Consider the following 12,310-nt stretch of genomic DNA (forward strand, 5'->3'; position numbering starts at 1 on the left):
AAATACTTTGTCGACCTGCACGGGAGCGCGGCGGAGGCGCTTTTCGAGCGGAGCCCGCTGGGGGACTTGAGCGTGCTCGACTTTTCGGGAGTCCGGTGGGTGGAGGAAACGTTTCGGCAAATGGTGATGTTCGGCGCGCGCGCGGGAGCGAAGGCGCAGCGGTCCTGTTGCTTGCTGGCCGAGCTGCTGCTTTTGCAGCTCGAGGATTCGAAAGAGGGTGAGGGAGGAGGCGGGGCTGGGGCGTACCAGAGCTATCGAAAGTGTCGGGACTTGCTGGAGAAGGCCTATGTCCGACTCGATTCGATGGCCGAGCTGGCGGAGGAGGTGAAGCTCGACCAGGCCTACATCTCGCGGCTTTTCGCCCGCTACGACGAGGAGGCCCCTTACAAGAAGCTCATGCGCTTGAAGATGAACCATGCGGCCCGTCTGCTGTTTCGGGAGAACGTTCTCGTCAAGAATGCTGCGGCCGCGGTGGGCTTCGAGGACGCGGCCCATTTTTCGCGGGTCTTCAAAAAGTGCTACGGCGTGTCGCCGTTGAAGTTCGCGTCCTCGGTCGGCCGCAGCAGTTAGAGCTTACGGGGAGTGTCAGGGGAGCGGAACCGATCTCGCTGACATTTTGGCTGCGGCTCGCTGGTTGACCTGCTTCGGCGGGCGTGAGTGGGGTGGCGCGATGAAGGGAATGGAAGCGAAAGGCGAGAGGCGCGGCCATGAGGTTTGTTGCGAGCGCTTTGGGATATCCATGAGCGGGCGGAGCTGCCTGAAGTCCGGGCTGAAGCCCCTGCTGGCCTTCGCCCGCAAGCTGCTGCCCGACCTCAGGGGTATCCTGGCCTCGGCCAAGTATCCGCTAAACATCAGCGTGCCGGAGAGTGTGAACAACAGGATAAAGGTGATCAAGCGGATGGCCTACGGGTATCGGGACACCGAATACTTCTTCCTTAAGATAAGGCACGTGTTCCCCGCAAAATGGTGATGAACCTTTTTTTTGAGAATTGGCGGTTTGGTTAGGGCGACTTTGACCAGATTTCTTGGCGATGAATTGTCTTCAGGTTGTGAGCCTGTTTGGGTATATAGATGATCAGGTGGTTACAGAATGAGATTCTGAAACTTGGGCATCAGTTGGGTTTAGTTCGCAAGGGGAAGTGACAAATTCTCTGTGCGACTGAATTTTCGTTAACCCCCTGTTCGATATCTTTCTCGATACTGGATGGGGGAGACGCCTTCTTGGTTTTTGAAGGCGCGGGAAAAGTAGTTTTGGGTTTCGTAGTTCAACTGGAAGGCGATCTCCTTAATGCTGAGATTGGTTTTGGAGATAAGCTTGCGGGCGCGTTCGTGCAGCAGCTCTTGGCGGTACTTCATGGGGGCGATACCGTACTTGTCGCGGAAGAGCTTGCGGAACCAGCTGTAGCTTAGGCTGAGCCCGTCGAAGTAGTCTTGGATCTTTTCCGCGTTCACGTAGTGCAGCTCGATGAATTTCTTGGCTTCCTCGACGATGACATTGGCGTGGAAGTTTGGGTCTTCCTGAGCATTTTGCAGGCGCAGTTCCATGTCTTTCGCCGCACGAAGCACGGTTTGGGTGAACTCGCCGAGGCGATTGGTGGGCAGGTCGATGGAGAGAGCCGTGATCCAAACGGCGGCGAGCGGGGTGCCGTCGGGCGCGTGCACGCAACTGGCGGCGCAATTCACTCCGTCGACGTACTCTCCGACGTCGGTGGAAAAGCCTTGGGCATTTTCCTTCTTCAGGAGGGTGATGAAATCTTCCGTATTGGAAACGGTTTTTGAAGTGAAGGGTGTGTACTCGATCAGGTTGGCGATGCGTCGGCGCTCTGCCCTCGGTTGTGAGGCGAGCAAGGCTTTGCCTGGAGCCGTGGCATGGAGCTGGAAGTGGGAGCCGACGCGGGGAACGTAGCAGTGGTCGCTTGAACCGCCAAGGGATGCGAGGACGATTCCTTCGGTCTTGCTCTTGCTGAGCATGGCTACGGCGGAGGTCATGCCGGTGGAGTCGCGCAGGTTGGCGAGAATGTCGAGCGTGTTCTCCACGAGCAGAGATTGGTACTCAGGGTCTTGGATATCGATGTTTGGCACGTCTAGTGGGATAGGGGGGGTAAAAGTCGAAAAGTGTAGATCGACCGGGTTTGAAGCACTTGGTTGCTGAATGTACGCTACCCGCTTCCCTCGCTATTTAAAGTCGAAAAGTGCAAATCTTAGACAGATCCCTTAGACGGGCGGAGGAAGTGAGGTGGATTTACGAGTTCTGGGAAGCGTCCGCCGTATATTGCACATGCACGATTGAAAAGTGCATAGGAAGCGAGACGGACTTGTGATATTTTGTTACCACTCGGCGAGCGGTACCGTCCCGTCGAGGTGAATTACCCTATGGACCCTAACGAGCTGAAGCCGCGTAAGTGGAGGGAGGCTTTGACGACTGAAATGTATCACTTCAATAACTACGCAACCGCCCTGCCGCGATGATCGAGCGAATCCGCACTTACCGTCTCCAGCACAAGCTCGAGGAGTCCTTCGGATTTTCCCAGTGGCATTACGATACGCGCAATGCCCTTCTGGTGGAGCTCGTCGACAGTTCGGGAGCCAGCGGCTGGGGCGAGTGTTATGGCCCGGCTGAGGTGACGCAGTCCGCTATCAGCTCCTTTTATGCTCCTTTGCTCAAGGGGTGGGATCCTCTGAAAAACGAGGCGGCTTGGCAGCATTGCTGGCGAGCGTCCCTCGATTTTGCACGCAAGGGGGTCATGATGGGAGCCGTCTCCGGTTTGGACATGGCTATGCTAGACTTGAAAGGCAAGCTGCTGGGAGTTTCCGTTTCGGAGCTTATGGGGGGGCGGCAGCGTGACCGCGTTTTCTGCTATGCTACCGGCATGTACTTTCGAAAGGTTTCGGAGGAAGCGCTTTTGGAGATGATTTTGGAGGAGGCTTCGGGCTACGTAGATCGCGGCTTTGGAGCTCTTAAGATAAAGGTGGGCAAAAATTTAAAATTCGATGAGCTTCAGGTTCGATCGATGCGTAACCGTTTCTCGGATACGCAGTTGATGGCGGATTCTAATCACGCCTACGATCTGCCCGAGGCCGTGCGCATGGGCCGTGTTCTGGACGAGTGCGGATACGCTTGGTTCGAAGAGCCTTTGTCGCCTCAGCATGCGAGCCTTTTCCGGCAGTTGTCGGAGAAGGTGGATGTTCCGATCGCGACCGGAGAATGCGAGCAAACGCGCTGGGGATTCCAGGACTTGCTGTCGCTGGGCGGTGTCAACATTGCCCAACCGGATTTGGCGTACTGTGGCGGTCCGACGGAAGCTTTGAAGATTCGCGCGATCGCCTCCTCACATGGCGTGAACACGGTACCGCATGCTTGGGGCACGATGTTGAACCTTGCGAGCGCGACTCACTTTTTGGCCAGCGCCTACGTGGAGCCAGGAAGAGCGGAGCCGGCAGAGCCTCTGCTCGAGGTGGACAATACCCCGAACCCGATGCGCGACGAGATGTACGAGGTCGCCTTGGAAATTTCGAACGGAGTTGCCGTTGTCCCGGATGCTCCGGGTCTCGGCGTGAAACCCGACCTGAAGGCGATGGAAGCCTTCTGTGTCTACAAAACTGAATTATAGAGATGTCTGATATTACACTTCCAGAAACCAACACAATCTTCCCTGCTGTTATCGACGGACAGAAGGTGCAAGCGGAATCTTACTTCGATGTCGTCAACCCGCGTACAGGCAGGGCCTTTGCCTCCGTGCCCGATTTGAGCGCGGAGCAGATGCGGGGCAGCCTTTCGGCTGCGGAAAAAGGCTTCGAGCTCTGGTCCGCGACCTCGCCTGCCGAGCGCAAGGAGACGATTCTTTGTTACGCGGACATATTGGAGCAGAACCGGGAGCGATTAATCGCTCTGTTGATGGAAGAGACCGGCAAGCCTCGCGACAACGCTGAGTACGACTTCGGCATGTTGACGACCTGTTTGCGTTTTTTCGTGGAAGAGTTCGAACGATTGGACCAACCGGTGTTGCACGACCCTGAAGGTCGCTTCTTGCACTACGTGCAGCGTCAACCCCTTGGAGTGGTAGTTGGATTTCTCGCCTGGAACTTCCCGTTGTTGAATATTGGATACAAGATTGGTCCGGCTCTGGCAGCTGGATGTAGCGTGATCATCAAGCCGGCAGCCCTCACTCCACTGGCCTCCTTGGAGGTTGCCTACCTCGCAAAGGAAGCGGGAATTCCGGATGGGGTAGTGAATGTGGTAACGGCGAGTAATCACGTGGTGACCGAGGAGCTGCTCAAGAGTGATATTCCTTCTTTAGTGACGATGATTGGATCCACTCGTGGAGGCTTGGAGGTGATGAGCTCCTCCTGTACCAGCATCAAGCACTTCTCGGTGGAATTGGGCGGAAACGCTCCGGTAGTAGTGTATCCAGACGCTGACATACGCGACGCTGCGAACAAGGTCGTGGACTTGAAGTTCTCGAATAGCGGTCAGGTATGCGTCAGCCCTAATCGCTGTTTCGTACATGAGTCCGTCTACGAGAAATTTATCGAGTTTGCGAGGGAGCGTGCGGCCTCGGTGGAAATGGGACCGCTCATTTCGGATCGCGAAAGGGCTCGGGTTCTCGGTCTAGTGGAAGGTGCCTTGCAGGAAGGGGCCATGGCTGTCTGTGGCGGCGAAGCGGTCGAGGGAGAGGGGTTCTTTATGGAGCCAACGATTCTCGCAGGCGTTACCTCGGGAATGACGATCGCGAACACCGAGATCTTCGGACCTGTCTTGCCGGTGATTTCGTATTCGGACGACGATGACGAGATCGCTCTCGCGAACGGAACTGAGTTTGGCTTGGCCGCTTACGTGTTCACCAACAATCTCTCCAAGGGCTTGAAGGCAGCGAGGGATATCAAGTCAGGGAGCGTGTGCGTCAACGAGCCCCACTATTCCGTGCAGTTGCCGCATGGTGGGCTGAAGCAGAGCGGAACGGGCAAGGATTGTTCGCGCTACAGCTTGCAGGAGTACCTGACCTTGAAACGGATTTCGGTTTGCTTGGAAAGCGAGGATTGAGCGGCTGGTTTTGTTGATTTGACCAAACAGGTTAGGCGTCGCTTTCGCGACTACCGTATTGCCGATTTCAATAACCGGCGGCTCTCGCTGGAGAACAGGTCAAGGCTTCGTCTCTGATCCGGAGATCGAAGCTGCCAATTGATTTAGAATTAACTTTGATTAAGAATAGTGCCCGGTTGGAGGAGGAGTGGCCTCCTGCTCCTAGTTGAGATGAGACCCATTATTTCCAAAACCCTGATTTACCTCATTTCTGTCTGCGGTGTGGCCTGCTCAGCCGAGGAGCGACCCAACATTGTGGTCATTCTGTGCGATGACCTTGGATACGCCGATGTCGGTTTCAATGGGTCCACGGACATCCAGACCCCGGAGTTGGACGAATTGGCGGCAGCCGGAACTCGATTCTCGTCGGCTTACGTATCGCATCCGTTTTGCGGACCCAGCCGCATGTCGCTGCTCTCGGGGCGTTACCCGCATCCGATGGGAACTCCCTACAACCTTGCTCCCTTGAGTTACGACTTTCCTGAATCTTCCACCTTGGGCATCCCGGAGAGTGAAGTGCTCATTAGCAAAGTGCTTCAACAATCTGGATACAGAACCGGCATTGTTGGAAAGTGGCACTTGGGCTTCGAACCGCAATATCATCCCAACGTGCGCGGCTTCGACGACTTCTACGGATTTTTAGGAGGCGGGCATTTCTATTTTCCAGAGAAGTACAAGCCTATCTACGAGCGGCAAAAGAAGGCTGGGAAGAGTCCAATCGAGGAGTACCTGCTTCCGCTCGAACATAATGGCAAGGAGGTCGACGAAACCGAGTACATCACCGATGGATTGTCCCGCGAGGCGGTCCGCTTCGTAAAGGAGTCAGCGGAAATGGAGCAGCCCTTTTTCCTCTATCTGTCCTACAATGCCCCACATAGCCCGTTGGAAGCCAAGGAAGAAGACATGGAGCCGTATCGGCACATCAAGGACATCAAGCGTCGGAAGTACGCGGGCATGGTTGCGGCGGTGGACCGCGGCGTGGGCGAGCTGGTGGATGCCTTGCGGGAAGCAGGCGTGTTTGAAAATACTTTGATCGTTTTCACCAGTGACAATGGCGGTAAGACAACGCTTGGAGCGAACAACGCTCCGCTCAAGAAAGGCAAGGGGAGCGTATCGGAAGGGGGGATACGAGTTCCGATGTTTTTCCATTGGCCCAAGGTGGTCCCGAGCGGGCAACTGTTCGAGCATCCCGTGTCCACTTTGGACTTCTACCCGACTTTCGCGGATCTAGCTAGAGCTGAGATTCCAGCCGGCAAACTTCTCGATGGGGTGGCGCTCTTGGATGCAGTCAAGAAAAGAGAGTCTCCACGTCGCGGGGACATGGTTTATGCGGTGCGCCATCGGGATGGCTTCAGCGAGATCAGCGGACGTCGTGACAGCTGGAAAGCGATCTGGGACACGAAAGGTGGCAGCTGGCGCTTGTACAATGTCGACAAGGACATGGCCGAGAAGAACGATCTCAGCGCTCAGTATCCTGAACGCTTGGAAGAATTGAAGGCAGGGATTCGTCGTTGGACGGCTACCCACACCCAACCCCTCTGGTTCCATTCGGTCCAAGAGATGGAGGGATGGAAAGAGAACGAAATGCCGCGTTACGATGACGCCTTCGGCGCGAACTAAGAAACTTTGGAAAGGGAACGAACAAGCTATGAATCTTAATCGTATTTTTGGAACGAGTACAATCTGCAGTAGGTGGATCGCCCTGCTAGCCAGTATTCTAGGAAGCTCGCTGGCCCATGCTGCAGAGCAGCCGAACATCGTCCTGCTTTTCGCGGACGATGCTGGTTATGGAGACTTCGGTTTTCATGGCAGCCAGCACTTCAAGACGCCGCATCTAGACCGTTTGGCGGAGTCCGGCGTGCGGCTGACCAACTTTTACGTGACGGGAGCGACTTGCGGCCCCTCTCGAGCTGGCATGCTTGCGGGCAGGTACCAGCAGCGCTTCGGTTTCGAGGAGATCAACGTTCCGGGGATCATGAGCGAGAACGGCAAGCTCACTGGCGACGAGATGGGGTTGCCCACGGATTTCAAGACCATGGGCGATTACATGCAGGACCTGGGCTACCGAACCGCGATCTTTGGCAAATGGCACATGGGGGTGGCGGACCGTTACCACCCTTTGAAGCGTGGTTTCGATGAATTCTATGGATTCAGGGGCGGAGCCCGCGACTTTTGGCCCTACAAGAACACCAAGCGAATTGCCCACGAAAATTGGATCGAGCGAAACTTCGAGGAGTATGCGGAACACGAAGGCTACTTGACCGATGTGATTGCGGACGAAACCTGCGACTTTATCGAGCGGCACAAAGACCAGCCATTTTTCGCCTATGTATCCTTCACGGCAGTACACACTCCCATGCAGGCGGATCCGCAGGATGCGGACGAGTTCCCGCAGCTGGAAGGGGATCGTCGTACAGTGGCTCAGATGACCTTGTCGATGGATCGTGCTTGCGGGAAGATCATGGACAAGCTCGAGGAGCTGGGACTAGCGGAAAACACGATTGTGATTTTCAGCAACGACAATGGCGGTCCCATGGACAAGAATGGCTCGAGCAATTATCCGTTTAGTGGGGTGAAGGGAACTCAACTGGAAGGCGGTATCCGAGTGCCTGGCTTGATCTCATGGCCGGCGAAGCTGCCCAAAGGGGCGACCTACGACATGCCTATGATCACCTTGGACTTTATTCCTACCTTCATCAAGGCCGCTGGCGGCGATCCAGAAGCGATCGTGGAGCTGGATGGAGTCGATATGGTTCCGTACCTCACTGGCGAGGCGAAGGGGCGTCCTCACCAGACCTTGCACTGGAAGATGGAGACGCGTGGAGCGATTCGCGACGGAGATTGGAAGCTGCTGCGTTTCCCGGACCGTCCGGCAGAGCTCTTCAATTTGGCGGAGGATCCAGGCGAGCAGAACAATCTCGCAGGCGAGCATCCTTATTTGGTGAAGGAGCTCTTTCGCAAGCAGTTTGCTTGGGAGATGGAGCTGGAGCGTCCTCTGTTCTTGCTCAGGCGAGCGGAGGAAGCCTGGTCGTCGCGTCGAGCAGACCAATTTCGGAGCCCGCCCGCTGCCGATTATTGAATAGGAACGGCAGATTCTCTCCTTTCGAATATGAAACGGAGAGAATCAAAAAGTGCATAGGAAGCGATTTCGGATTCTGCTAAGCTATGTCCCCTAGGTCAGTGGAATGCGCCGTACGGTTGGCATTTCCGGAATATTCGCTTTACCCCTAACACTTCAAATTCCTCGCTGAGCGGTTGCCGGCGTTTCCCCAAAACACTATGAGTCCCTATCAGAAAAACGCGTTCCTTTACTCAACGATCGTGGCAATGGGAGGCCTGATTTTCGGCCTCGATGCCGCGTTGATCGCCGGAACGGTCGATGCGATCACCAAAGAGTTCTCGCTGAGCTCCCTTGAGTTAGGAACGGCCGTGAGCGCTCCTGCCTGGGGCGTGTTGGTGGCTTTGCCTTTTATGGGGATCATCTGCAACAATTTCGGTCGCAAGAAGGCGATTCTCTTGATCGCGATTCTCTATGTCGTTTCCGCGGTGGCCTCGGCCTTCGCTCCGAGCTACTGGGTGTTGGTGGCGGCTCGCTTTCTGGGGGGCCTCGCGTTCAGTTCGATCTCTCTCGCCTCGATGTATATCGGTGAAATCGCTCCCCCGAAGTTTCGCGGAAAGCTGGTATCCATGATTCAGATCAACATCGTGATCGGTCTCTCCGGTGCCTATTTCATCAACTACCTGATCTTCAGTTGGGCGAACTCGGGAGCAGACTGGACGGTTTCAATGGGGCTTGCGGACAACACATGGCGTTGGATGCTCGGTTCTGAAATTCCGTTTGCCCTGCTGTGGTTTTTCTTGCTCCTCGGGATCCCTGAAAGCCCTTCCTGGTTGTTCTTGAGAGGACGCGTCGAAGACGCGAAAGTAACCTTGCGCAACATTCTACCGGAAAACCAGGTCGAGCCGCACATAGCCGAGATGACGGCCAGTGTTCAGAAAAGCTCCAAAGATCATTCGATCCTTTCACAGCTGCTCGACTTGTTCAGCAAACGTATGCGTCTCATCTTCGTGATCGCGTTCGCCCTTGGCATCGCCCAGCAAACGACGGGGATCAACGCCATTCTCTTCTACGCTCAAACGGTCTTTAAGCAGCTCGGCATAGGTGAGAACGCCGCCTTTGCCCAATCGGTTTGGGTTGGTTTGACCAGTATTGTATTCACAGTTTTGGGACTGATGCTGGTGGATAAGTTCGGTCGTCGTCCGCTGATCATTTGGGGCATGGTTTGGATCATCGCGAGTCTGGGTGTTTGCTCCTATGCCTTCAAGCAAGCCCGCTACACGATTTCTCAAGAGACCATAGCTGAGATGTCTGAAGTGCCTAACATCGAAAAACTCAGCGCCATAGCCGGGATCGAGTACGCCAACGATATTGCATTCAAGAAAGCGGTGAAAGCGGCGCTCGGCGAAGAGGGGGCAGCTGCCCATATGGCGGGACTGCAGCAGTCGTCGACCGAGATGAATGCCGTTTTGGTCTTGATCGGTATCCTGAGCTTTGTCGCAGCGTTCCACTTTTCGGTAGGGCCGGTGATGTGGGTGCTCTTTTCGGAGATCTTTCCGATTTCGGTGCGAGCGATCGCAATTCCGTTTTTCACCATAATCACGAGCGTCACCAGCGCGGTGGTGCAGTGGTTCTTCCCCTGGCAGTTGGACAACATGGGGATGAGCTCAATTTTCCTGTTTTACGGGGCGACTGTCTTTGTTGGCCTCTTGGTCATGTTCTTTACGCTGATGGAGACCAAGGGCATGTCTATCGAAGAAATTGAAGCTTCCTACACGAACGCAGGTTAATAACCCCTAGCTCTGAATTTTGTCATGAATACTGTGTATCCAAAAACCAAAGCCGCGGTGGACAATCGTGAAAGCCCGCATGTCAAGTTGAAGAACATCGGTTTTAGCGACTGTCGCTGGACCGAGGGTTTCTGGGCGGATAAGTACAAGCTTTGCGAAGAAGTGATGGTGCCTCACATGGGCACCCTGTTGAAGGGCGACATCGGTCACGGCCTCAACAACTTTAAGATTGCTGCTGGTCTCAAAGAAGGGGAGCACCAGGGAGAGTTCTGGCATGATGCGGACTTTCTGAAGTGGGTAGAAGCTGCGGTTTACGTTTACGCAGGAAACAAGGACGAGACATTGCTGAAGGAACTGGATGCAATCATTGAGGTGATTGGCCAAGCCCAAGAGGAAGACGGGTACCTGCATACCTACATCCAAACCAAAGGGATCGAACACTTTTCGAACCGCAAGTACCATGAGATGTACAACTGCGGTCACCTCTACACCACGGCCTGCGTGCACCACCGTTTGACAGGTAAGACCAACCTTTTGCAGATCGCCCTGAAAAACGCGGAGCTGCTCTACAAGGTGTTCCAGCCGCAGGCCAAGCGCTACTGCCGTTTCGGTTTCAACCAGACTCAGATCATGGGCTTAGTTGAGTTGTATCGGACAACCCGGGACACGCGTTTCTTAGAACTAGCGGAGATCTTCATCAACAACCGCGGCAAGTCGCCGGTGGTAGAGGATTCAACGACCGAAGGCTACCCCATCGGCGACATGGTGCAGGAGCGAGTTCCATTGCGCGAAGAGGACGAAGCGGTAGGGCATGCGGTGCTGGCTCTCTACTACTACGCAGGGGCGGCTGACGTGTATGCGGAAACGGGCGAGCAAGCCTTGATCGATGCGTTGGACAGGCTTTGGGACAACGTGGTCAACAAGAAGATGTACGTGACCGGCGCGGTAGGGCAGACCCACTACGGCGCTTCCAGTCGTCACGATAAGATCGAGGAGGGCTTCCTCGACGAGTACATGATGCCGAACTTGACGGCTTACAACGAGACCTGCGCCAACATTTGCAATTCCATGTTCAGCTTCCGGATGCTCGGCTTGCGAGGAGAGTCGAAATTCGCGGATGTCATGGAGCTGGTCCTGCACAACAGTGGGTTGTCAGGGATTAGTATCGACGGTACGCACTACTGTTACGCGAATCCGCTGCGCAAGATCCATGGAGCTCGCGACTACTCCAAGATGAACACGGAAAGCCCCGATCGCTTGCCGTATCTCTACTGCTTTTGCTGTCCTCCTAATCTAGTTCGCACCGTAGCCCAGTCGGCCTCTTGGGCTTACAGTCTCTCCGAAAACGGTGTGTCCGTAAATTTGTATGGTGGAAACGAGCTTTCCACTGAGCTTTTAGATGGAACGGAACTCAAGTTGAAGCAATCGACCCAGTATCCATGGAATGGTGACGTTAAGATCAAAGTTGAGGCCTGCAAGGCTGAACCATTTGAGCTGTTGTTGCGCATTCCTGATTGGGCTGTCGGCAGTTCGGTCAAAGTGAATGGCGAAGAGGCTGGAGTTGCGGTCCAGCCGGGAAGCTTCTGCAGGATCGAGCGGACTTGGGCTGCGGGTGATATGGTCGAGTTGAGCATGCCAATGGAAATCGCTTTGATGGAAGGGCATCCTCGTATTGAGGAGGTGCGCAACCAGGCTGCCATCAAGCGTGGTCCCATCGTCTACTGCGTAGAGTCTCCCGACCTTCCGGAGGGTACCAGCATCACGGATGTGCACCTTCCTCTGGAAGGTGATCGGAAATTTGAATACAAACCTGATTTCCTTGGTGGCTTAGGTACCATCGAAACAGAAGTGGCGCTCCGCACCAACGTTTCCAATGGAATGTATCGCACCTTGAACAAACCCGCTTGGAAAAAGGATAAGGTCCAATTCGTTCCCTACTATGCGTGGAGCAATCGCGGAGATGCGGAAATGACAGTTTTCGTGCCGATCATTTGGCATTGAGTGAGATTGGAATTTGTCTCCCGGTCAGAGGGGGGAGTTTTCCGTCTCGAGACAAGGTCCGACCCATTCGTGAGTCGGGCCTTTTTTGTTGCAGCTCTCGGGGATTGTGCAATTTAAGCAACTTAGGGTTTCTTTTGATATGGTGTAAGTGGCTGATGGATAGGGGGAAGCGGGCGTATGTCGAAATCGATTCCGAATCAAAAAGTGCACTGCCCCAGTTGAAAGTTGCATAGCTAATCGTGGAGAGAAGTTCTATACTTGTGGCAGATTAGGAAAGTTCCCCTCTGAGCGTCGAGCCGACGCATTCTAGCCTAACTACCCTGTTAAATGAATTACCACACCCGACTCGGATGGATTGCCCCACTTGGCTTTTGTGCTATC

8 protein-coding genes and 1 pseudogene are annotated in these 12,310 nt (G+C 54.8%); 8 read left to right on the forward strand and 1 reads right to left on the reverse strand.

Going from position 1 to position 12,310, the window contains the following annotated elements:
• Together QEH57_RS06505 and QEH57_RS06510 are read left to right on the forward strand one after the other, a co-directional pair.
• The coding region (locus tag QEH57_RS06505; RefSeq protein WP_309005887.1) for a helix-turn-helix transcriptional regulator at window positions 1-570 on the forward strand (570 nt) is incomplete at its 5' end.
• A 190-nt stretch (window positions 571-760) separates the two neighbouring features.
• Window positions 761-970, forward strand: a pseudogene (locus QEH57_RS06510) (transposase); the annotation flags it as partial.
• A 200-nt stretch (window positions 971-1,170) separates the two neighbouring features.
• Here QEH57_RS06510 and QEH57_RS06515 read toward each other — a convergent pair.
• Window positions 1,171-2,082, reverse strand: coding sequence for an IclR family transcriptional regulator C-terminal domain-containing protein (locus QEH57_RS06515; RefSeq protein WP_309005888.1), 912 nt, complete (start codon window positions 2,080-2,082; stop codon window positions 1,171-1,173).
• A 383-nt stretch (window positions 2,083-2,465) separates the two neighbouring features.
• Between QEH57_RS06515 and QEH57_RS06520 the strand changes: the two genes are divergently transcribed.
• The 6 genes from QEH57_RS06520 (at window position 2,466) to QEH57_RS06545 (ending at window position 11,929) form a co-directional block, all read left to right on the forward strand.
• Entirely contained in the window at window positions 2,466-3,611 is a 1,146-nt protein-coding gene (locus QEH57_RS06520; protein ID WP_309005889.1) for a mandelate racemase/muconate lactonizing enzyme family protein, read from the forward strand.
• 2 nt (window positions 3,612-3,613) lie between these two features.
• Window positions 3,614-5,041: an aldehyde dehydrogenase family protein gene (locus QEH57_RS06525; RefSeq protein ID WP_309005890.1), complete on the forward strand. Its 1,428-nt coding sequence runs from the start codon at window positions 3,614-3,616 to the stop codon at window positions 5,039-5,041.
• A 210-nt stretch (window positions 5,042-5,251) separates the two neighbouring features.
• Window positions 5,252-6,700 carry a sulfatase-like hydrolase/transferase gene (locus QEH57_RS06530; protein WP_309005891.1) on the forward strand — a complete coding sequence of 483 codons (1,449 nt, stop codon included), beginning with the start codon at window positions 5,252-5,254 and terminating at the stop codon, window positions 6,698-6,700.
• Window positions 6,701-6,728: 28 nt separating this feature from the next.
• Window positions 6,729-8,159 carry a sulfatase-like hydrolase/transferase gene (locus QEH57_RS06535; RefSeq protein ID WP_309005892.1) on the forward strand — a complete coding sequence of 477 codons (1,431 nt, stop codon included), beginning with the start codon at window positions 6,729-6,731 and terminating at the stop codon, window positions 8,157-8,159.
• A gap of 200 nt (window positions 8,160-8,359) precedes the next feature.
• Entirely contained in the window at window positions 8,360-9,928 is a 1,569-nt protein-coding gene (locus QEH57_RS06540) for an MFS transporter (RefSeq protein WP_309005893.1), read from the forward strand.
• 24 nt (window positions 9,929-9,952) lie between these two features.
• The gene (locus tag QEH57_RS06545) at window positions 9,953-11,929 is read left to right on the forward strand and encodes a beta-L-arabinofuranosidase domain-containing protein (RefSeq protein WP_309005894.1); all 1,977 of its coding nucleotides are present in this window, start codon (window positions 9,953-9,955) and stop codon (window positions 11,927-11,929) included.
• Window positions 11,930-12,310: the final 381 nt, after the last annotated feature.

It is taken from the genome of Pelagicoccus sp. SDUM812005, assembly GCF_031127875.1.
In the GTDB taxonomy this organism is placed as follows: domain Bacteria; phylum Verrucomicrobiota; class Verrucomicrobiia; order Opitutales; family Opitutaceae; genus Pelagicoccus.

Excerpts from the sequence above, each read along its gene's own strand:
- QEH57_RS06545 (WP_309005894.1), top strand. The coding sequence starts at position 9,953 with ATGAATACTGTGTATCCAAAAACCAAAGCCGCGGTGGACAATCGTGAA.
- QEH57_RS06535 (WP_309005892.1), top strand. The coding sequence starts at position 6,729 with ATGAATCTTAATCGTATTTTTGGAACGAGTACAATCTGCAGTAGGTGG.
- QEH57_RS06520 (WP_309005889.1), top strand. The coding sequence starts at position 2,466 with ATGATCGAGCGAATCCGCACTTACCGTCTCCAGCACAAGCTCGAGGAG.
- QEH57_RS06530 (WP_309005891.1), top strand. The coding sequence starts at position 5,252 with ATGAGACCCATTATTTCCAAAACCCTGATTTACCTCATTTCTGTCTGC.
- QEH57_RS06540 (WP_309005893.1), top strand. The coding sequence starts at position 8,360 with ATGAGTCCCTATCAGAAAAACGCGTTCCTTTACTCAACGATCGTGGCA.
- QEH57_RS06525 (WP_309005890.1), top strand. The coding sequence starts at position 3,614 with ATGTCTGATATTACACTTCCAGAAACCAACACAATCTTCCCTGCTGTT.